Here is a 22,522-nt window from a genome sequence, read left to right as displayed (position 1 = left end):
AGTTGATTATGAATATGATCCGTTCGTCGATTATCATGTTACTAGTACTCACCATTTTTACCGGTATTGCTTACCCATTAATGGTAACTGGTCTCGCTAACATCTTTTTTCCATGGCAGGCTCACGGCTCTCTACTTATGCAAGATGAACGTACTGTTGGCTCAGCCTTGATCGGGCAAAATGTGGGTGATGTCCGCTATTTTCACGGTCGCCCCTCTGAGACGGTTGAGAGCCCCTACAACGCATTAGCTTCTGGCGGAAGTAATTTAGCGGTCAGTAACCCGTTATTACAACAAACGATGATTGAGCGTAACAAACAACTGCGCGCAGCAAACCCCGATGCAGATAACGCCACCCCAGTGGATTTACTCACGGCGTCTGCCAGCGGCTTAGACCCCAATATTTCTATTGATGCAGCGTTATACCAAGCTCCACGCGTTGCAAAGAGCAGGCAAATTCCTTTGGATGCGGTAAAATCATTGATAGAAACGCATACTGAACAGGCACTGTTACCCTTTTTAGGCGAACCGGTCATTAATGTGCTAAAACTGAACCTAGCACTTGATGAATATCAACAACAAATAAACAGTCAAACTCACTAGGGGCTGTGATGAACAATCAGGAACCTATTCGCCCTAACCCCGATGAACTCTTGGTCAAAGCCAATGAAATTGGGCGTGGCAAATTAAAGATTTTTTTCGGTGCCTGTGCAGGTGTTGGAAAAACGTATGCCATGCTGCAAGAAGCGCAAAGGCTTAGAGCCCAAGGGCTAGATGTTCTGGTTGGCGTGGTAGAAACCCATGAAAGAGAAGAAACGGCCGCGTTAATTGACGGCCTTTCGCTGTTACCACCCAGACGCATTACCCATCACGGCCGCCGCCTAAATGGCTTCGATATTGATGCTGCAATTGCTAGGCATCCTGCCATAATTTTAATGGATGAATTAGCATTTAGTAATCCTAATGGCAGCCGACACCCTAAACGTTGGCAAGATGTCGAAGAGTTACTTGATGCTGGAATTGATGTACTGACGACCATCAACGTTCAGCACATTGAAAGCCTGAATGATATTGTTGGAAGCATTACAGGTATTCGAGTCCGTGAAACGGTTCCAGACCATATTTTTGATGCCGCTGACGAAGTGGTGTTAGTCGACCTTCCCCCTGACGACCTACGGCAACGTCTTAAAGAAGGTAAGGTATACATACCAGGGCAAGCCGAACGCGCCATTGAGCATTTTTTCCGCAAAGGAAATTTAATTGCACTTCGTGAACTCGCTCTTCGTCGCACTGCCGACCGAGTTGATGACCAAATGCGTGAATTTCGTGGCGCTAAAGGCCAAGCGCCCGTATGGCACACTCGCGATGGGCTATTGTTATGCGTTGGCCATAATACGGGAAATGAAAAGTTAGTTCGTACCGCGGCTCGGCTTGCCGCAAAATTCGGTAGTGTCTGGCATGCTGTTTATGTTGAAACCCCTTCGCTTCATCAGCTACCTGAAACACAGCGTAGAGCTATCTTAAAAGCATTGCGACTTGCTCAAGACTTAGGGGCAGAAACAGCGACCTTATCAGATCCTTCTGAAGAAAAAGCCATATTGCGTTACGCACGAGAACATAATTTAGGGAAGATATTAATTGGCCGACGTAATAAAACAAATAAATGGTTTAAGTTCAATTTACGCCCCGGTTTTGCCGATCGCCTAGGTAAGCTCGGCCCAGATCTAGACCTAGTGATCGTCGCACTTGAAGAAAAAAGTGAGTGGGACAAAGAACCCGAAAGAAAACCGTTCTCTGAAAAATGGCGATCGGATATGAATGGCTATTTAATGGCCATTGTGATGTGCGCCGCTATCACCTTATTTTCACGTACCTTTTTATTAGCACTCGATAAAGCCAACCTCGTGACACTCTATCTATTAGGTGTCGTGTTAATCGCATTATTTTATGGTCGACGCCCCTCTGTCTTTGCCGCCTTGGTTAACGTGATCAGTTTTGACCTGTTCTTTGTTCAACCCCATTTTTCCCTTGCTATCATGGATATGCAATATTTAGTCACTTTTACGGTGATGCTAATTGTTGGGGTTGTTGTGGGGAATTTAACTGCGGGTATGCGCTACCAAGCTCGTATTGCTCGGTATCGCGAACAACGGACCCGTCATTTATATGAAATGACAAAAGAATTAGGCCAAGCCATCACCACTGATGATATTGGAAAAACAGGATATCATTTTCTCAATAATGCCTTCCAAGCCAAAAGTTGCTTATTATTACCTGATGAGGATGGGCAATTAACACCGTTGCAATGTGATGGCTACACGGCAATGCAAATTGATAAAGCCATTGCTAAGTGGAGTTTTGATAAACGCCAGCCAGCCGGTGCTGGTACGGATACTTTGCCAAGTGTTCCTTATCAATTACAACCTATCACTACTGCCGACCAAACCCTTGCCGTTCTTGCCATTGAGCCAAGAAACATGCGCCAGTTATTGATCCCAGAGCAGCAACGCATGCTACAAACCTTTACGGGGCTGATTGCAAGCTCGCTTGCTCGTCTACAACTGACCAAACAAGCTGAATTAGCCAAATTAAATATTGAACGTGAACAACTGAGAAACTCGTTACTTGCCGCTCTTTCCCATGATCTAAAAACGCCACTTACCGTTTTGTTCGGGCAAACTGAAATTTTAATGTTGAACTTATCAGCGGAAAATTCACCATTAACAGAGCAAGTCAACCAAATGCGCCAACAAGTACTGAGCACTTCTCGCTTAGTTAATAATTTACTGGATATGGCTCGTTTGCAATCTGGCAGCATTCAACCCAACTTAGCGTGGGAATCACTACAAGAAATTACCAGTAGTGCCGTTAGAACCTTAGATTACACCTTACACAGTCACCCTTTAGAAATTGATATTCCAGCAGATTTATTGCTTTATTGTGATGCCAATTTGATTGAGCGAGTGCTAATCAATCTCTTAGAAAATGCCGTAAAATATAGCAATAACGATACCCCAATTGGTATTCGAGCCGCAGTTGAAGGGCAAAAAATTCATATTGAAATATGGGATGCCAGCAATGCGATCCCAAACGGGCAAGAAAAAACCATTTTTGATAAATTTTCTCGGGCACAAAAAGAATCAGCAATCCCAGGCGTTGGCTTAGGGCTTGCCATTTGTCGTGCTATTATCCAATTGCATGAAGGCGAAATTTGGGCGCAAAACAATAATAAAGGTGGAGCCAGTTTCCATTTTGTTTTACCTTTAAAGCAACTGCCTGATATTGAGGCAGAAATATAGAAGGACCCTCGATATTGTGAGTACTAACCATCAAATACTGGTTATTGAAGATGAAAAAGAAATCCGTCGCTTTGTTCGTTTAGCGTTGGAGGGTGAAGGCTGGAAAGTGTTTGAAGCCGAAAATTACCACCGCGGCCTAATCGAATCGGGTACTCGGCAACCTGATTTATTGATTTTAGACCTTGGCTTGCCCGATGGTGATGGGCTTGATTTAATTCGTGACCTACGTCAGTGGAGCAGTATTCCGATTATTGTTTTATCCGCTCGCGAAGAAGAATCACAGAAAGTGGCTGCATTGGATGCAGGCGCTGATGACTACCTCACAAAACCCTTTGGGATTAGCGAATTACTGGCTCGTGTTAGGGTTGCTTTACGGCGTTTCGGCAAATCCACCCAAGAAAACTCAAAATGCCAGTTTGGGGATATCACTATCGATTTTATTAATCGAATTGTTACCAAGCAAGGTGAAGAGCTCCACCTTACCCCGATTGAGTTCCGTTTACTCAGTGAACTCGTGGCTAACAGCGGTAAAGTATTAACTCAACGGCATTTATTACTGCAAGTTTGGGGGCCTAATTATGTGGAACATAATCATTACTTACGCATCTATATGGGCCACCTACGGCAAAAATTGGAAAATGACCCTGCTCGCCCTATTCACTTATTAACCGAAACAGGGATTGGTTATCGGTTTATGCCCTAATGGATTACCATTCATTGAATTCTAGGAATCTTACCGATAGTTTAAATTAAAAGGCTGCCTATAATTTACTCACCTTTTTTCTATGGAGAGAAATTCGTGCAGTCACTCACAGCCCAACTATCAAACCGTTTTTCATCTGCTTTAGTACTTTTTTTAAGCGTTTTTGTTACCACCCAAGCACTTGCGCTAAGCCCTGAAGAAAAAGTTCGTACTGAATCATTACTAGCAGAGCTTGGTAAGCAACAGAACCTTACTTTTACTCGTAACGGAACTGAACATTCTGCTGCCGACGCAGAATCTCACTTACGTTTAAAACTACGTAAAACAGAAAAACGTCTCAAAACTACAGAACAATTTATTGATAATGTTGCCTCAAAATCGTCCATTACTGGCGAAGAGTACCAAGTCAAAGATGCACAAGGTAATGTGATCCCAGCCAATAAATATTTGCATGGTTTACTGAAAGACAAAGTGGATAACAAATCTGAGTAAATTCTGTAGGTTCTGCTGATTACTATAAAAAACGCTGGCAAATAAATGTCAGCGTTTTTTTGTTCTAATACTCGATCTAGCCCCTAAATAATTTGTACCACAGGTAGGCGGCAAATTAAGTTATCCCGTGAGTATACATAAGTATGTGACTCGGGTAACTTAATGAAGCCAACACCCCTGTGGTGCAAAGTATGACAGGGACATCAAGTTAAGAGTTCTCAATCTTAGCCCAAGTATCACGCAACCCAACAGTGCGATTAAACACTAAGTGATCTACACTGCTTAGCTTATTATCTGCGCAGAAATACCCTTCACGCTCAAACTGATACGCTTTTTCTGCCTCTGCATTTTTCAGGCTTGGCTCAACAAAACCGTGGCGAATAATTAACGAGTCAGGGTTGATAACGGATAAGAAATCGTCTTCTGCACCTGGGTTTGGCACAGTGAATAAACGGTCATACAGACGAATTTCTGCAGGCAAGGCATGCGCTACGCTAACCCAATGAATAACGCCTTTCACTTTACGGCCATCTGCTGGGTCTTTATTTAATGTGCCTGCATCATAAGTACAGTAAATGGTTGTAATATTACCATCCGCATCTTTTTCAACACGCTCTGCTTTAATGATGTATGCATTACGCAAACGAACTTCTTTGCCTAATACTAAACGCTTATATTGGCGATTTGCTTCTTCACGGAAGTCCGCACGGTCAATATAAATTTCGTTACTAAATGGCACTTGGCGCGTTCCCATCTCCGGTTTATTTGGATGGTTTGGCGCTGTTAAAATCTCTTCACCAGCAGGCATGTTTTCAATGACAACACGAACTGGGTCGATAACCGCCATAGCACGTGGTGCTGACTCATTCAGATCATCACGAATACAAGATTCTAAAGAAGCCATTTCGACGTTGTTATCTTGCTTCGTCACACCAATACGTTGGCAAAATTCACGAATAGATGCTGCGGTATAACCACGACGACGCAAACCTGAAATGGTTAACATCCGTGGGTCATCCCAACCATTTACGTGTTTTTCGGTCACTAATTGGTTCAGTTTACGCTTAGACATCACCGTATATTCCAGATTCAGACGAGAAAACTCATACTGACGAGGGTGACAGTCAATCGTGATATTATCTAAAACCCAATCATATAAACGGCGATTGTCTTGGAATTCTAAGGTACATAAAGAGTGAGTAATGCCTTCTAATGCATCAGAAATACAATGCGTGAAGTCATACATTGGATAAATACACCATTTATTGCCAGATTGGTGATGTTCCGCAAATTTAATACGATATAAAACTGGGTCGCGCATCACCATAAATGGCGAAGCCATATCGATTTTCGCGCGTAAACACGCTTTTCCTTCTTCGAAGCCGCCCGCACGCATTTTTTCGAATAGTGCTAAGTTGTCTTCAATTAGGCGCTCACGGTATGGGCTATTTTTACCAGGCTCTTTGAGTGTCCCACGATATTCGCGAATTTCGTCTGGGCTGAGCTCATCAACGTAAGCTAAGCCTTTTTTGATCAACTCGATCGCGTATTGATACAAAGTATCAAAGTAGTCAGAGGAATAACGAACATCGCCGCTCCACTCAAAACCAAGCCATTTAACGTCTTCTTGAATAGAGTTAACGTATTCGACATCTTCTTTTACAGGATTTGTATCATCAAAACGTAAGTTACATTGGCCCTGATAATCCTTGGCAATGCCAAAATTCAAGCAGATTGATTTCGCATGACCAATATGTAAATAGCCATTCGGTTCAGGTGGAAAACGCGTATGCACTGACGTGTGTTTTCCAGTCGCCAGATCTTCATCTATGATCTGACGGATAAAATTTGTTGGGCGAGCATCTGCCTCATTCATTGTCATCATTCCTCAATGCCAAAAGCGCGCAAAAGCGTATAGTAATTAAATATATTCTACCATAATCAATCAGGAAACAACCGTTTGATTGCGCCAAGTGCAGCAAAAGCGATGATCAGAAGGAATTTAGGGTAAAAACCTCATCTTTACCCACCGATATACGCGATTCTAAGCCAGTATCATGACGGCTAAAACGACGAGTAACAGTAACGGATAACTTTGGGCATGACGTTTATCGCTCAGGTAAGGCATTAATAAAGAAGCAAAACGGATCCCTAACCACGATGTCACAATTAAAATTAATGCCCCTTTGATATAAATCATCCCCAGAAACCCTGCTCCGAGATCAATGTGCTTATCAATAGCAAAATAAAAATAGGTTAATGTGCCCGTGATCGCCATTGGTAATGTCAATGGGTTCGCAAATGCGGCTGCTTGGATCATACTGGCACCACGGCGCCGCATTAGTGGAACGGTCATCACGCTACCGCCAACACCTAAAAATGCCGCCACCGCACCAATCACCACGCCAATCGGGGTATCGGCAAAAATACCGCCACGGGAGGCTTGTATACCTATAGATTCTGTTTTCATAAAACCGGGACGAATAAAGCAATCTAAAATAGTGATAATTAAATAACCAATAAATATCCAACGAATTAATGCACTATCTACGGATAGCGCAACAATGGCCCCAAATATGCCACCAATTGAAATTGGAATAATAAACGGACGAATAATTGCCCAGCTAAGATTACCTTTTAAGTAATGGGCACGACTTGATAACGTTGATGAAAAAATCATCACGCAGGTTGAAGTTGCCACCGCAATTTGCATTGCCACACTGCCTGCATCGCTTTGCGGCCCCCACACTAAGGTAATCAAGGCATATAACAGTGGAACCGTAATAAAACCGCCACCGAAGCCGAATAGTGCGGTGGTGATCCCCGAAATAAAGCCAAATAAACACAGAAGCAGTTCCACAGATAACCCCTCTCAGTAATTGAGAAAATATTTTATCGATGAAAAAAGCCCCTTGCTTATGCAAATTTGACAACCTTGTTTGAGATTTCGCCAATGTTATTAACAAATGCAACTTTTTTAACACAGAAAATTAAAGTATTCTTTGTTCTATACTTTTAACTTATTATTTATAATGACCTTTCACACTAGTCATAAAATAAAACTTTACTAAATCAACCAATCGCATCTTCTTCTTTTTGATTTCCTCTATATTTTTTTAGGTATGTTTCTATTTGTTTTTCTACTTTATCATTACATTCTTTAACCCAAATACGATTATTAGGATCCTGTTGTTTACATTTATCGCCCTCATTTGATATTTTGAGTAAATCAACATAGATATCAAAATTCTTGAGGTAATATGCATCTTGCCCCTTTGGATTATCTCTTGCTACCATTTCTAAGTAGTATTTAGCTTTATTAAAGTCCTGAGGGATCCCGCCGAGTCCATGTAAATAAATCGTCGAAAGATTTTTTCCTGCTACAAGTACCTTATTACCATGGAGGTGGTAAGCTCGTTCATAATATGAAATTGCTTCTAACATATTTTTTTTCGAGCCTTCATTACCATGCTGATGGTTTACCCCTGTAAATAACAGAGCTAACCCATTATTAGAATTAATTTCTAATACTCTCTTCAAAAAGAAATTTGCCAGTGCACACTCTTCTTTTGCAGCTTTCACATTATGTAAATGCTTAAAATCGGTGCAACCAATTCTGAAAAAAGAAAATAAGGCATAATTATCATCTTCATTATTGTTTTTTAATGCCCGATGATATAACTCAACCACTTGTTGTTGTTTTTTGGGATAAGGAACTCGCTTAGGTAGGTCTGGATCATAACGAAGTTCTGTTTCATTATATTCAATGGTATATAGACGATCCCTCACAGTTGGAATTAAAGGAGGATTTATATTTCCCCCCCAAGTTGGAGTCCCGATCATGAACGCTCCTATAACGATAAACCATGAAATCAACTTCACGAAATTTCTCCTAAATCATAAGTCGAGAGTGAAGTTATAAGTATTTCATTAATTCAGTCATATTGCATATTCCTTATGTTTTTGTTTTAGATAAATATTAATTTGTATAAAACAAGTAAATTAAATTATTTACTAATAATTTATAAATATAGATAATTACCATTCATCTCGATAATCGAATGAAACTTGATAATCATATTTACTAAATTCAATGTTATGTTTTATATGATTTTGAAGATTAGAAACCCAGTCAGAAACCATATCAAAACAACCATTATTAATAATATTTTCCTCAGGATTAATGGTTTCCTCTATAATGCTATCATTATCGCCTAGATCTAGAGAATACTCTTCACCAACATATTCCTCTGTTTGTTTATCAAACCAAACCAAATGAATTTTTAATCCCATTTCTTTCTCCTTATAGATACTTTTTTATAATTATTTTAGGCGCTTTAATTTTAATTATTCGCGTATTTTAGAAAAAACACCTCCCCACAAAGCTAACAATTAATTATGTTTTCTTTATAAACTAAACTCGATTGATAGTGATTATCATTATTTGTTATACCTTGAATGATTATCTTTTTCTTATTTAACCACCATAAAAAAGGGTGGCCTAAGCCACCCTCTTACTCACTTATAATATTAAACTGAACTATTTCAGAACATTATAAATAACCGTTTCGCCTGCTTTTACTTCACCGTCAACTAAAATCTCGACGCCAGCAAAGTCATCGATATTACTGATGATAACTGGGCTAATCATTGATTTAGCATTGGCCTCAAGGAACGCGAGGTCGAGGTTCAGAATTGGTGTTCCGGCAGTCACTTCCGCACCTTCTTCCACTAAACGTGCACAACCTTCACCTTTCAGTGCAACAGTATCAATACCCATATGAACTATGAGCTCAACACCATTTTCTGTTTCAAGGCAGAATGCGTGGTTAGTTTCGAAAATTTTCACCACCGTACCTGACGCCGGCGCTAACACTTCGCTGCTTGTTGGTTTGATGGCAATACCATCGCCCACAATGCGGCTAGAGAACGCTTCATCTGGCACATCGTCAAGGGAGAACACTTGACCACTGACCGGCGCAACCAAAGATAAAATCACATTGCCCTTTGCTTTTGTAGGCTCTGCGGCTTTTTTCTCTTCTGCTGCTGCAACTGGAGCAGCTCCTGCGATAGGGCCTTTTGCAATCACTTCAGTCATCGCTTTTGCCACCAATTCAGCACGTGTACCGACAATCACTTGCACATTTTGTTTGCTTAAGCGAATAACACCTGAAGCCCCTAAACGTTTTGTCATGGCGTCATTAACAATCGCTGAATCTTTAACACCTAAACGTAAACGTGTGATACAGGCATCAATACTGACGATGTTGTCACTGCCACCAACTGCTGCAACATATTGGCGAGCTTCTTTTTGAATATCGCTGTCACTGTTATCGGCAGGGCTAATGCTTTCGTCATAACCATCAATCGTTTCATCACCTGCGCTCTCTTCACGGCCTGGTGTTAACAGGTTGAATTTACGGATCATGAAACGGAAAATGACATAATAAATGCAGAAGAAGACTAAACCTTGGACAATCAACATATACCACTGAACGGCTAATGGGTTACGTGACTGCAATAGCATATCGACTAAACCTGCGCTGAAGCCGAATCCAGAGATCCACTCCATCGTCGCTGCAATATAAACAGAGATACCCGTTAATAATGCGTGGATTACGTACAGAATTGGTGCCACGAACATGAAAGAGAATTCGAGTGGTTCAGTGATACCTGTAAAGAATGCCGCAAACGCACCGGCAATCATAATACCAGCAACTTTCGCTTTATTTTCTGGACGTGCGCAGTGGTAAATCGCTAATGCCGCGCCCGGCAGACCAAACATCATAATTGGGAAGAAACCAGCTTGGTAGCGACCTGTAATACCTACCGTTGCCAGACCTGCATCAATTGACTTAGCGCCGCCTAAGAAGTTTGGAATATCATTGATTCCTGCAACGTCAAACCAGAACACCGAATTGAGTGCGTGATGCAGACCGACAGGAATTAATAAACGGTTGAAGAAGGCGTAAATACCCGCACCCACAGAACCTAAGTCTTTAATGCTTTCACCGAAAGAGACTAAACCGTTGTAAACCACCGGCCAGACATACATCAGTATGAAGGCTAAGATGATCATTAAGAACGAGGTCAAAATCGGTACGAGACGACGGCCGCTAAAGAAAGACAACGCTTTGGGTAGCTCTACGCCACTATAACGGTTGTACAATTCAGCTGATAGAACCCCAACTAAGATACCCACGAACTGGTTATTAATTTTACCGAATGCCGCAGGAACGCTTTCCAGCGGAACATTCATGATCATGGAATAAGATGCAGGCGAACACAGTGTTGTCACCACTAAAAAGCCGACAAAACCGGTCAGTGCAGCCGCACCGTCCTTATCTTTTGACATCCCATAAGCAACACCAATAGCAAATAGCACGGACATATTATCGATAATAGCCGCACCCGATTTAATCAGTAACGCCGCGATTGCACTATTGGCTCCCCAACCATCTGGGTCAATCCAATAGCCAATCCCCATCAGGATTGCTGCGGCTGGTAGTACAGCAACTGGCACCATAAGTGCCCTACCAATCCGCTGTAAGTAGCTAAGAATATTCACAAACTCCCCCTTTATCGCCCTATTTTTGCCCCATTTACGGGATCTTATTGTTCACACACCTAAATCATAATTTAGGTTATTGAGAGTATCAATTTTATAGTCTAAATTAATTGTTTCGCGATGCAAAATAAATAGGTTCGATTTGTGATAAATGTCAACGAAAGAGTTACCGATATGACTAAATTACTAGCTATTATCGAAAACTTATTTTATGATTAAAAATAACTTATTTATGTTATTAACCTGTATATTCTCAGCGCGTTTAAAATGCAGGTGTAGCCGTTAAAACGGCACTGTGTACCAACACCAGCGCGTAATAAATTTGTAGTATAACGAGTATTCCTATATCTAATGAATAACATCAGGGATACATATATACATGAAAGATTTCACAGACTTATTAGAGGTAATTGAGACATGAGGCTAATTCCACTTAACAATGCGCATGATGTCGGCATTTGGTCCGCACAGTATATTGCTGACAAAATTAACGCATTCAACCCAACTGCTGATCGCCCTTTCGTTCTTGGGTTACCAACAGGCGGCACTCCTCTTGCCACTTATAAGGCATTGATTGCTTTATATAACGCAGGAAAAGTCAGTTTTAAGCATGTGGTAACATTTAATATGGATGAGTATATTGGTATTCCCGCTAATCATCCTCAAAGCTATCACACATTTATGCATGATAATTTCTTTAACCACATCGACATTCAAGCGCAAAATATCAATTTACTGAATGGTAATGCCCCTGATGTTGATGCGGAATGCCAACGTTATGAAGATAAAATTAAATCTTACGGCAAAATTAATTTATTTATGGGCGGCGTAGGTAACGACGGTCACATTGCTTTTAATGAACCCGGTTCTTCATTGAACTCTCGTACCCGCATTAAGACATTAACACCAGAAACGCGCCAAGCTAACTCACGTTTCTTTGATAATGATATCAATCAAGTACCAAAATTCGCTTTAACTGTGGGTGTAGCCACGTTAATGGATGCTGAAGAGTTAATGGTACTCGCTACGGGTGCGAATAAAGCGAACGCAGTTCATGCAGCAGTTGAAGGTTCAATTAACCATATGTGGACAGTAAGTTGCGTGCAAATGCACCCAAAAGCACTGGTCGTTTGTGATGAACCCGCAACACTCGAATTAAAAGTTAAAACGCTTAAATATTTCAAACAGCTAGAATCTGAAATTATTGAAAAGTTTAACTAAGATTATGTTTATCAATCACCCGGTCAGCGAAAGCTGATCGGTGACCCACCTTCCAGAGGTCAGGAGTTTTAAGCCATGTATGCATTAACAAATTGCATTATTTATACAGGTCATGAAAGACTGGATAACCATGCGGTCGTCATTGATGGTGAAATCATCAAAGATGTTTGTCCTGTCTCTGAATTACCTTCCCATATTCCACAGCATGACCTACAAGGTGCAATCTTATCCGCTGGGTTTATTGACCTGCAAGTCAACGGCTGTGGTGGTGTCCAATTCAATGATAATAAAGAAAATGTCACATTAAAGAATTTGGATATCATGCAAAAAGCCAATGAGCGTACAGGGTGTACCAGTTACCTGCCAACGCTGATTACTTGCTCTGACGAATTAATGAAGCATGGTATTGAGGTCATGACAGAGTACTTAAAAGACCACAAGAACCAAGCTCTAGGACTTCATTTAGAAGGCCCATATATTAATGTTATCAAAAAAGGTACGCATAACCCTGAATTTATCCGTCAACCATCCGCGCAGATGATTGATTATTTAGCCGCTCATGCAGACGCTATCACTAAAATTACTTTAGCGCCTGAAATGGTAGAACTTGATTACATTCACCAATTGAAAGATTCCGGCATTGTTATTTCTGCTGGACATTCAAATGCGACGTATGAAGAAGCCAAACTGGGTTTTAAAGCCGGAATTCGCTTTTCAACGCACCTTTTTAACGCCATGCCATATATTTCAGGCCGTGGCCCAGGTTTAGTTGGCGCTATTTATGACACTCCTGAAGTATATGCGGGAATTATCGCTGATGGCTTGCATGTCCAGTGGGCAAACATTCGTAATAGCAAACACTTAAAAGGTGATAAATTAATTTTAGTGACTGATGCCACAGCGCCCGCAGGAATAGATCCTCAAACTGGTGAAATGGATCATTTTATCTTCGCAGGTAAAACCATATACTACCGCGATGGATTATGTGTAGATGAAAATGGCACACTCAGCGGCTCATCACTCACAATGATAGAAGCAGTGAGAAACAGTGTAGAGTACGTGGGTATCCCATTAGATGAAACACTGAGAATGGCAACGCTCTACCCCGCAAGAGCCATCGGAGTTGATGAGACCTTAGGGTCTATTGCTCCGGGTAAAATTGCGAATTTAACCGCGTTTAACCACGACTTCGACGTCCTTGCAACCTATGTTAACGGAGCCGAAGTCTACAAAAAATGAGTAACTAGCTAATGAATCAAAGCCACTCGCTGAAGCAAATTGGTAATATTGATCTCGTCAAACAACTAAATAGCGCTGTCGTCTATAGTTTAATTGACCAACATGGCCCGATATCAAGAATTCAAATCGCGGAGCAAAGCCAACTTGCCCCAGCCAGTGTGACTAAAATCACTCGCCAGTTACTCGAACGTGGTTTAATTAAAGAAGTTGACCAACAGGCCTCCACTGGGGGCCGTCGTGCTATATCTATTGTTTCTGAGCACAAAAATTTTCATACGATTGGCGTCCGCTTAGGCCGCTATGATGCCACCATCGCCTTATACGACTTAGGTGGCAAAATGATCGTCGATGCTCATTACCCTATCACAGAGCCCTCTCAGCAAGCGGTTGAACAAAAACTGATTGCCGCCCTTGAAGACTTTATCGAACACAATCAGAAACGCTTAAAAGAGTTGATCGCGATTTCTATTATTCTCCCTGGGTTAGTTAACCCAAACAGTGGTATTGTTTACTACATGCCGCATATCAAGGTCGATAATTGGCATCTCATCGACAACTTGCAAGCACACTTTAAAATTACCTGTTACGCAGGGCACGATATTCGCAGCCTAGCCCTCGCTGAGAGCTATTTTGGTGCAACTCGTGATTGCGAAGACTCACTGCTCGTTCGTATCCACAGAGGCGCAGGGGCAGGCTTAGTCATCAATAAAGAGATATTGCTCAACCACCGAGGTAACCTCGGAGAAATCGGCCATATCCAAGTTGACCCCCTTGGCGAACTTTGCCACTGTGGTAATTTTGGTTGTTTAGAAACCATTGCCTCAAACCAAGCGATTGAAGCCCGCGTAAAACAGCGTTTAGAACAAGGCTATTCAAGTTCCCTTACATTGGAAACTTGTACGATTTCCCATATTTGCCAAGCTGCTAATAAGGGAGACCCACTTGCTACGGAAGTTATCCAGCACGTTGGTCGGCAAATCGGTAAAGCGATTGCTATCTCTATAAACTTATTTAACCCTGAAAAAGTCGTTATTGCAGGGGATATCACGGAAGCAGAACAAATTCTGTTACCCGCGATTCAAAGCTGTATTGACACACAAGCCTTGAAAGGATTTAGGGAAAATCTTCCCATCGTCACATCGCAGTTGGTTCATAATTCGGCAATAGGCGCTTTCGCACTCACTAAACGTGCGATGCTTAATGGTGAATTATTACAAAAATTGTTTGAAAGCTAATTTTTGGCGTTATTTTCTTTAAAGCAGGTTGAGATACCTGCTTTTTTATTAGCTATAAACTGAATTCTTCGTTTCATGAGTCATTTTTAAAACACTTCACACTCTTTCAGCTATCCTCCTCTTGCAAATTCTTGAGCTCTTTCGATGTTTTATTTCGCTTCATCACCAAATTACATTTATCTAGCAGGTAAGACAAAAGTGATTTTTTTCAAATATGGGCTTGTTTTTTGCTGGCTTTATCGACAAAATGATTATTCATCAAACAAACAGACACATTTTCTGAAAAATAGTGCAAAAAGCTGTTGACTGTCGTGTCTGTAATTAGCATAATGCGCCCCGCAACGCCGACGAAGGTAATGCAAAAAAAGATGGCTATGTAGCTCAGCTGGTTAGAGCACAACACTCATAATGTTGGGGTCACAGGTTCGAATCCCGTCATAGCCACCATTATTTTGCGGGAGTGGCGAAATTGGTAGACGCACCAGATTTAGGTTCTGGCGCCGCAAGGTGTGCAAGTTCAAGTCTTGTCTCCCGCACCATTTTCCTTCTCGGTAGCATTGAATTTAAGATTGGGGTATCGCCAAGCGGTAAGGCACCAGGTTTTGATCCTGGCATTCCCAGGTTCGAATCCTGGTACCCCAGCCATCTTAAAACAATCAATAGTAGAATTCCCGGATGGGGTATCGCCAAGCGGTAAGGCACCAGGTTTTGATCCTGGCATTCCCAGGTTCGAATCCTGGTACCCCAGCCATCTACTATCCTACCTATAGTTGCACAATTCATTTTAAAGAAATCATATATGGCTATGTAGCTCAGTTGGTTAGAGCACAACACTCATAATGTTGGGGTCACAGGTTCGAATCCCGTCGTAGCTACCATTTCTTTTGTTGGGGTATCGCCAAGCGGTAAGGCACCAGGTTTTGATCCTGGCATTCCCAGGTTCGAATCCTGGTACCCCAGCCATTCTCTTTTCAACATCGCTTAAATTAACTCCCTGCTCTATCTTACTATGCTTAGGCAGTCTTAATTTTACTTATCGATTTTATTGATAAATTAAATAAAAAGTAACAAATTAGCAGATAACTCCATTTTTTAAGCAGTAAAGTATCCCTCTCTACTGTTTTCTATATTTACATCCCTATTTTTAGTTTAAATGATTACTTTTTGGTCATTTGCTTATTTATTTAATCCTAATATTACCGATTAACCAATAGCTTAATCGTTTAAAGTGATGTTAAAGCAACATTTACCTCATAAAATTTACGTTTGCATAACTTTTCTATCAAATGTGTGACTTCAATCATTTCTATATAACCATCGAAAGTGGTAATCTGCGCTCGAATTGTAGTTAGGTATGATTATTACCAGTTAAATTATTATCAACCTCTGGTACTAATAAACTCAGTCCCTTCTTCCATTCCAACTAAATTAGTTCTCAGAAACTCTAATAAAAGTTTTAAACCTAATAATTATAAATTGCCAAACGCAACATTTTTACAGAGAAAATTTATGCGAAACATGATAAAGCAACCCATATATAAGATCTTATATGTTCAGGTGATCGTAGCCATCGTTCTGGGTATAGCACTTGGCCACTTTTTTCCCGACATTGGAGAGTCATTAAAACCGCTTGGTGATGCATTCATCAAAATCGTTAAAATGATTATCGCGCCAGTTATCTTCTTAACGGTTGTCACTGGTATTTCAGGCATGTCAAACATGAAGGCAGTGGGTAGTGTCGCAGGTAAAGCGATGTTGTACTTCATCACATTTTCAACCATTGCATTAATTATTGGTCTTATTATTGCCAATATCATTCGCCCAGGCTCTGGCCTGAATATTGACCCTGCAACCTTAGACAGCACTAAAGTTGCTACTTACGTTGAAAAAGCCCACGAGTCTTCAATTGTTGGCTTTTTGATGAATATCATCCCCGATACCGTCATTAGTCCATTAGTAAATGGAAATATTCTGCAAGTTCTATTTATTGCGGTTATTTTTGGGTTAGCGCTAGCTGCAACGGGTAAACACGGCGAGCCTATCGTTAAGTTACTGCAAAACTTTTCTGAACCTGTGTTCAAAATGGTTGCGATGCTCATGAAACTCGCGCCTATTGGGGCATTTGGGGCAATGGCCTTTACCATTGGTAAGTATGGGATTTCATCTATTGGCAACTTAATGATGCTGATAATGACTTTCTACATTACATCCGTTCTATTTGTGTTGTTAGTGTTAGGAGCAGTTGCTAAATACAACGGCTTCTCCATCATTGCGCTAATTAAATATATCAAAGATGAGCTCTGGTTAGTTTTAGGTACCTCTTCTTCCGAAGCCGCACTGCCAAGCTTAATGCGCAAAATGGAGCATGCAGGGTGTGAAAAATCAGTTGTCGGGTTAGTTATCCCAACAGGTTATTCATTCAATCTTGATGGTACGAATATTTATATGACCATGGCTGCATTATTCATTGCTCAAGCTACCAATATTGAATTGACGATTTGGGAGCAAATTTCGCTGTTGCTCGTTGCAATGATTAGCTCTAAAGGTGCTGCTGGCGTTACTGGTGCGGGTTTCATTACATTAGCGGCAACCTTAATGGTTGTTCCAAGCATTCCTGTTGCAGGTATGGCCTTAATCCTTGGTATTGACCGCTTTATGTCTGAGTGCCGTGCTTTAACTAACTTAGTGGGTAACGCGTGTGCGTGTATCGTTGTTGCACGTTGGGAAAAAGAACTGGATACCGAAAAACTGGCTCATGCGTTTTCAGCAAAAAATGAAACATTGGATTCTGTGATTACTGAAGATGACAGCATCAATACAGACACAAGTAATATTCAACCGGTTGATTTAGCTAATAATAAATAGCACTAACTTCTTCACTTAATAATAAATAGGCCGCTAATTAGCGGCCTATTTATTATATTCAAGATAATTTCTATAAACCTAACGCATACTTCAACGCCAGCTTTTTCGCTTCTCCAGCACGCTGTGCCGCCATCAACCCAAGATTCCTAAATATTTTTAATCCTGGTAAGTTTTCACTAAATGCCATGTAAAAAACATCCATCCCAGCTTGCATAATTAAATTATCAGGCAAACGACGTCGTTGGTAACGTTTCAATACATCAAGGGAACTCCAAGGTTGTATATATTCACGCGCGTAAATTACTTCTTTCAAAAGAGCATCAACATCTCGGTAGCCTAAATTCACACCCTGCCCCGCTAATGGGTTGATAGTATGGGCTGCATCGCCAATCAATGCTAACCCATCCATCACATAGCGGCTTGCATGATGACGAGTCAGTGGAAATGCCCCTGACGCAATTGCAGTAACAGGCCCTAAACGTTCAGGAAAGGCTTCGGATATTGCTCCCGTCAATTGTTCCATTGACATACCTTGTAAACGTCTAATCTTTGCGGGACTGTCATACCAGACTAATGAGGCCCAATTATCATACAGAGGTAAAAATGCCCTTGGCCCTGATGGGAAAAACTGCTGCCATGTTTTATCTTGCTGAGGTTGCTGTGTTTGAATGCTAATCAACATACATGACTGGCGATACTGCCAGCCGCGGCTACCAATTCCTGCCATTTTACGGACTTGCGAATTAGCGCCATCGGCTCCGACCACAAGCTTAGCTTGTAAAGTATGGCCATCATCTAATGCTAACATCCATTCTTTTTGCTGCTTAGGTTGGTATAAATTGATGAGTTTCGCCGGGCAAACAAGGTCTAGATTGCTGTATTTTTCACATTCTTGCCATAACGCAAGCTGTAGTACTCTGTTTTCTACCATAAACCCAAGTTCAGGTAGCCCAAGGCTTTTAGCATCAAAAATCACATTGCTATCTGGTTCTTCCCATGTTTCTAACTGGCGATATGGGGCACTTCGCATTGCCTTAACATGTTGCCAAGCCCCTAATTGCTCCAACAATTCAACAGAAGCGCGGCTAATCGCAGAAATACGAACATCAGGGGCACTTTGTGGGTCAAAGGCCACAGGTTGTGCTTTTTCAAGCAAAGCAACTCGCATGCCTTCTTGAGCAAAGCCCAATGCTGCCGCCGCGCCAGTCATACCCGCGCCAACGACGACAACATCATAAGATTCGATTAATTTATTCATACGTTCGCTACTATTTACTGTTTAATAAAGGTTACTGTTTAATAAAGGTTATTGTTTGATAACAGTGACCACGTTGATAAAGGTATTGTACCGAAAAATGAGGGTTCTCACAGGAAATATAGGCATTGAAGTCTTAGAGGTCATTCATTCCTCCACCTTAATAACCTTACAAATAGTATATTTTGCTGAAAACACTTTGATTTGCACAAAAAACAACCACAATTTTGCAACATCCTCTGGTCACTGATGCCGCAAATGAATACAATACGTGCTAATTTTAAAACAATAGGCAAATTGCCTGCCCTTAGATTTCGTGTAGTGATATCATTTTAAATATCTTTGCATTTATCCCATCATACAATGATGTCCTTAATCAAAATGCATGCGAGTTCCCAAAAATATAAAGGGTAGGACTTTGGATTTACAACGCGTTTCGGAGTCCATTACACTAGCCGCTTCGAAAACACCGGATATACGACATGTCGACGAATAAAAAGCTATATATTAAAACTTGGGGTTGCCAAATGAATGAGTATGACTCATCCAAAATGGTTTCTTTATTAGAAAATACCCATGGTTATCAACTCACTGAAGTTGCAGAAGAAGCAGACTTATTACTGCTTAATACCTGTTCCATTCGTGAAAAAGCACAAGAAAAAGTCTTCCATCAGCTTGGTCGTTGGAAGTTTTTTAAAGATAAAAACCCTGACATCATCATTGGTGTAGGCGGCTGTGTTGCTTCGCAAGAAGGGGATTTTATTCGCCAACGTGCGCCAAGCGTTGACATCGTTTTCGGCCCGCAAACTTTGCACCGTTTGCCTGAGATGATTAATCAAGTTCAAGGTACGCGTAGCCCTGTTATCGATATCAGTTTCCCTGAAATTGAAAAATTTGACCGCTTACCAGAACCTCGCGCTGAAGGCCCGACCGCATTCGTTTCCATTATGGAAGGCTGTAACAAGTATTGCACTTTCTGCGTAGTGCCTTATACCCGTGGTGAAGAGGTTAGCCGCCCTTGTGATGATATTCTTTTTGAAATCGCACAGTTAGCCGCACAAGGTGTACGTGAAGTTAACTTACTGGGCCAAAACGTGAATGCATACCGTGGTGAAACCTTTGATGGTGAAATTTGCTCATTTGCAGAATTACTGCGTTTAGTCGCGGCTATTGATGGCATCGACCGTGTCCGCTTTACCACTAGCCACCCAATTGAATTTACTGACGATATCATCGAAGTTTACCGCGATACCCCTGAATTAGTCAGTTTCTTGCATCTACCCGTGCAAAGTGGCTCAGACCGCGTTCTAACAATGATGAAACGCGCTCATACCGCACTTGAATATAAAGCCATTATTCGCAAACTGCGTGAAGCACGCCCTGGTATTCTAATCAGTTCAGACTTTATCGTGGGCTTCCCCGGTGAAACAACCGAAGACTTCGAAAAAACCATGAAACTGATTGCAGACGTGAACTTTGATATGAGCTACAGCTTTGTCTATTCCGCGCGTCCAGGCACCCCAGCTGCGGATTTACCTGATGATGTAACCGAAGATGAGAAAAAACAGCGTCTATACTTACTGCAACAGCGTATTAATCAGCAAGCATTAAGCTTCAGCCGCCAAATGGTGGGAACCGTTCAACGTATCTTAGTTGAAGGAACATCGCGTAAAAACGTCATGGAGCTGTCTGGACGTACTGAAAATAACCGTGTTGTGAACTTTGAAGGCACACCGGATATGATCGGTAAATTTGTGGATGTCGAAATTGTGGATGTTTATACCAACTCATTGCGCGGTAAAGTCATTCGTACAGAAGATCAAATGGGTCTTCGCGTTCATGAATCACCAGAGTCTGTTATTGCACGTACTCGTAAAGAAGATGAGCTAGGTGTTGGCAGCTTTCAACCCTAAGCCACAACCATAGGATATTCAGTGACCGAGACAAAAAATTTGCAAATCGCAACACAAGAAATCTTTCTAGAACCCGCAGATAACCAGCGTTTAATGAGCCTCTGCGGGCCATTTGACGATAATATCAAGCAGCTAGAACGCCGCCTTGCTATCGAAATTAATCGCCGCGATAACCGTTTTAAGTTATCGGGTAAGCCGCTGAATGTTCAAGCGGCGAGCAAAATTTTACGTCAACTGTATGTCGATACCGCGCCTGTGCGCGGTGTTATCCCTGATATCGACCCTGAAAATATTCACTTAGCCATTCTGGATAGCCGTGTTTTAGAGCAATCTGCCGATAGCGTTCCTGACTACGGTAAAGCGGTGAATATTAAGACTAAACGTGGTGTGATCAAACCACGCACTCCAAATCAAGCGCAATATATCGCCAATATTTTAGACCATGATATTACATTTGGCATTGGCCCTGCAGGAACTGGGAAAACCTATTTAGCGGTAGCCGCGGCAGTAGATGCGTTAGAGCGCCAAGAGGTCCGCCGTATTTTGCTAACCCGTCCTGCGGTTGAAGCAGGTGAGAAACTTGGTTTTTTACCTGGGGATCTCAGCCAAAAAGTCGACCCTTATCTACGCCCACTTTATGATGCGCTATTCGAAATGTTAGGCTTTGAAAAAGTTGAAAAGCTGATTGAGCGTAATGTTATCGAAGTCGCACCGCTGGCCTATATGCGTGGCCGTACCTTGAATGATGCTTTTATTATTTTAGATGAGAGCCAAAACACCACCATCGAACAGATGAAGATGTTTTTAACACGTATTGGTTTTAATTCCAAAGCGGTTGTGACGGGTGATATTACTCAGGTTGACTTACCTCGTGGTAGTAAATCAGGGTTACGTCATGCCATTGAAGTGCTTTCCGAAGTCGATGATTTAAGCTTCAATTTCTTCCACAGTGAAGACGTAGTTCGCCATCCAGTCGTTGCAAAAGTTGTCATGGCTTATGAGGCTTGGGAAGAACAAGACAATAAACGCCGTCAGCAGTTACGTGAAGAAAAAGAACAGCAAAAGCAATTTGAAAAGCAGGAAAATCTATAAATGAGTGACATTATTCTCGATTTACAAATTGCGTGTGAAAACCCTAATGGCTTGCCTTCGGAAGCCGAGTTTCAGCGTTGGTTAGCGGCTGTTTTGCCTAAATTTCAAGCACTAAGTGAAGTCACTATTCGGGTAGTTGATGAACAGGAAAGCCATCACTTAAATTTAACCTATCGCGGCAAAGACAAACCGACTAACGTGTTGTCATTCCCCTTTGAGGCTCCACCAGAAATTGAACTGCCTTTGCTTGGTGATTTAATTATTTGCCGCCAAGTCGTTGAGCAAGAAGCTATTGACCAACAAAAAACAGCAGAAGAGCACTGGGCTCATATGGTCGTTCATGGTTGCCTTCATCTTTTAGGCTATGATCATATTGAAGATGATGAAGCGGAAGAAATGGAAGGTTTAGAAACTGAAATTCTGGCTGAGTTGGGCTATGAAGACCCATATCTTGCAGAAAAAGAGTGACCTAACTATAATTTTTTGAGATATCTTTGTCAAAGAAAGCATTATTTTACAAAAAATTGACGGTTATTTTGCAGATAAACCGTCAATTTTGTGCTAAAAAAGAATGTAGTAAACTGTTTTTATTAACTAACCTAAGCTCCAAATACTTTGACTTGGGCTACTTTTGGTACCAA

Annotated in this window: 17 protein-coding genes and 6 tRNA genes; 17 read left to right on the top strand and 6 right to left on the bottom strand. The window is 41.4% G+C overall.

The annotated features are described in order from the left end of the window. Positions 1-8 precede the first annotated feature (8 nt). From kdpC to PSE83_RS19880, 4 genes are all read left to right on the top strand, one after another. A complete protein-coding gene (kdpC, locus tag PSE83_RS19895; RefSeq protein WP_272661047.1) occupies positions 9-602 on the top strand; it encodes a potassium-transporting ATPase subunit KdpC in 594 nt (197 codons plus the stop codon). A gap of 8 nt (positions 603-610) precedes the next feature. Further along, positions 611-3,298 carry a two-component system sensor histidine kinase KdpD gene (gene kdpD / locus PSE83_RS19890; protein ID WP_196732550.1) on the top strand — a complete coding sequence of 896 codons (2,688 nt, stop codon included), beginning with the start codon at positions 611-613 and terminating at the stop codon, positions 3,296-3,298. 16 nt (positions 3,299-3,314) lie between these two features. Next, positions 3,315-4,001, top strand: coding sequence for a two-component system response regulator KdpE (gene kdpE, locus PSE83_RS19885; RefSeq protein WP_080544454.1), 687 nt, complete (start codon positions 3,315-3,317; stop codon positions 3,999-4,001). A gap of 96 nt (positions 4,002-4,097) precedes the next feature. Then, positions 4,098-4,493 (top strand): DUF5329 family protein, encoded by a 396-nt coding sequence (locus PSE83_RS19880; protein ID WP_004256937.1) that lies wholly within the window; start codon positions 4,098-4,100, stop codon positions 4,491-4,493. Positions 4,494-4,701: 208 nt separating this feature from the next. Here PSE83_RS19880 and glnS read toward each other — a convergent pair whose 3' ends face one another. From glnS to nagE, 5 genes are all read right to left on the bottom strand, one after another. Further along, complete coding sequence (gene glnS / locus PSE83_RS19875; protein ID WP_272661046.1) at positions 4,702-6,369, bottom strand: glutamine--tRNA ligase; 1,668 nt, start codon at positions 6,367-6,369, stop codon at positions 4,702-4,704. A 168-nt stretch (positions 6,370-6,537) separates the two neighbouring features. Continuing rightward, the gene (locus tag PSE83_RS19870) at positions 6,538-7,353 is read right to left on the bottom strand and encodes a sulfite exporter TauE/SafE family protein (protein ID WP_272661045.1); all 816 of its coding nucleotides are present in this window, start codon (positions 7,351-7,353) and stop codon (positions 6,538-6,540) included. Positions 7,354-7,565: 212 nt separating this feature from the next. Continuing rightward, a complete protein-coding gene (locus PSE83_RS19865; RefSeq protein WP_272661044.1) occupies positions 7,566-8,336 on the bottom strand; it encodes a sel1 repeat family protein in 771 nt (256 codons plus the stop codon). A 195-nt stretch (positions 8,337-8,531) separates the two neighbouring features. After that, entirely contained in the window at positions 8,532-8,786 is a 255-nt protein-coding gene (locus PSE83_RS19860; protein WP_004256948.1) for a colicin E3-like toxin immunity protein, read from the bottom strand. Between the two features lie 247 nt (positions 8,787-9,033). Further along, the gene (gene nagE, locus PSE83_RS19855) at positions 9,034-11,061 is read right to left on the bottom strand and encodes an N-acetylglucosamine-specific PTS transporter subunit IIBC (protein WP_136134930.1); all 2,028 of its coding nucleotides are present in this window, start codon (positions 11,059-11,061) and stop codon (positions 9,034-9,036) included. A 417-nt stretch (positions 11,062-11,478) separates the two neighbouring features. Here nagE and nagB point away from each other — a divergent pair, with 417 nt between their 5' ends. The 10 genes from nagB (at position 11,479) to PSE83_RS19805 (ending at position 17,621) form a co-directional block, all read left to right on the top strand. After that, positions 11,479-12,282: a glucosamine-6-phosphate deaminase gene (gene nagB / locus PSE83_RS19850; RefSeq protein WP_004256954.1), complete on the top strand. Its 804-nt coding sequence runs from the start codon at positions 11,479-11,481 to the stop codon at positions 12,280-12,282. 75 nt (positions 12,283-12,357) lie between these two features. Beyond that, entirely contained in the window at positions 12,358-13,521 is a 1,164-nt protein-coding gene (gene nagA / locus PSE83_RS19845) for an N-acetylglucosamine-6-phosphate deacetylase (protein WP_004256957.1), read from the top strand. An 11-nt stretch (positions 13,522-13,532) separates the two neighbouring features. Next, entirely contained in the window at positions 13,533-14,756 is a 1,224-nt protein-coding gene (gene nagC / locus PSE83_RS19840; protein WP_004256960.1) for a DNA-binding transcriptional regulator NagC, read from the top strand. Positions 14,757-15,126: 370 nt separating this feature from the next. Beyond that, positions 15,127-15,203: transfer RNA gene (locus PSE83_RS19835), tRNA-Met, on the top strand. A 7-nt stretch (positions 15,204-15,210) separates the two neighbouring features. Then, positions 15,211-15,295 (top strand) — tRNA-Leu (locus PSE83_RS19830). A gap of 31 nt (positions 15,296-15,326) precedes the next feature. Beyond that, positions 15,327-15,401: transfer RNA gene (locus PSE83_RS19825), tRNA-Gln, on the top strand. 31 nt (positions 15,402-15,432) lie between these two features. Further along, positions 15,433-15,507: transfer RNA gene (locus tag PSE83_RS19820), tRNA-Gln, on the top strand. A 50-nt stretch (positions 15,508-15,557) separates the two neighbouring features. After that, a tRNA-Met gene (locus PSE83_RS19815) sits at positions 15,558-15,634 on the top strand. A gap of 10 nt (positions 15,635-15,644) precedes the next feature. After that, positions 15,645-15,719 (top strand) — tRNA-Gln (locus PSE83_RS19810). 546 nt (positions 15,720-16,265) lie between these two features. Further along, positions 16,266-17,621 carry a dicarboxylate/amino acid:cation symporter gene (locus PSE83_RS19805; RefSeq protein WP_036957950.1) on the top strand — a complete coding sequence of 452 codons (1,356 nt, stop codon included), beginning with the start codon at positions 16,266-16,268 and terminating at the stop codon, positions 17,619-17,621. A gap of 70 nt (positions 17,622-17,691) precedes the next feature. Here PSE83_RS19805 and ubiF read toward each other — a convergent pair whose 3' ends face one another. Next, on the bottom strand, positions 17,692-18,879 hold the full coding sequence (gene ubiF / locus PSE83_RS19800; protein ID WP_004256972.1) for a 3-demethoxyubiquinol 3-hydroxylase: 1,188 nt from the start codon (positions 18,877-18,879) through the stop codon (positions 17,692-17,694). Positions 18,880-19,358: 479 nt separating this feature from the next. Between ubiF and miaB the strand changes: the two genes are divergently transcribed. From miaB to ybeY, 3 genes are read left to right on the top strand one after another with little or no spacing between them, the layout of a single operon-like run. After that, the gene (gene miaB, locus PSE83_RS19795) at positions 19,359-20,789 is read left to right on the top strand and encodes a tRNA (N6-isopentenyl adenosine(37)-C2)-methylthiotransferase MiaB (protein ID WP_096864953.1); all 1,431 of its coding nucleotides are present in this window, start codon (positions 19,359-19,361) and stop codon (positions 20,787-20,789) included. A 39-nt stretch (positions 20,790-20,828) separates the two neighbouring features. Beyond that, the gene (locus PSE83_RS19790; protein WP_004908988.1) at positions 20,829-21,881 is read left to right on the top strand and encodes a PhoH family protein; all 1,053 of its coding nucleotides are present in this window, start codon (positions 20,829-20,831) and stop codon (positions 21,879-21,881) included. Then, a complete protein-coding gene (gene ybeY / locus PSE83_RS19785) occupies positions 21,882-22,349 on the top strand; it encodes an rRNA maturation RNase YbeY (protein WP_004256989.1) in 468 nt (155 codons plus the stop codon). The last annotated feature ends 173 nt before the right edge of the window (positions 22,350-22,522 follow it).

Source organism: Providencia sp. PROV150, assembly GCF_028481025.1.
GTDB classification, from domain to species: domain Bacteria; phylum Pseudomonadota; class Gammaproteobacteria; order Enterobacterales; family Enterobacteriaceae; genus Providencia; species Providencia hangzhouensis.
The sequence above is the reverse complement of the archived record's forward strand: the minus strand, read 5'-3'. Positions and strand labels throughout refer to the sequence as shown.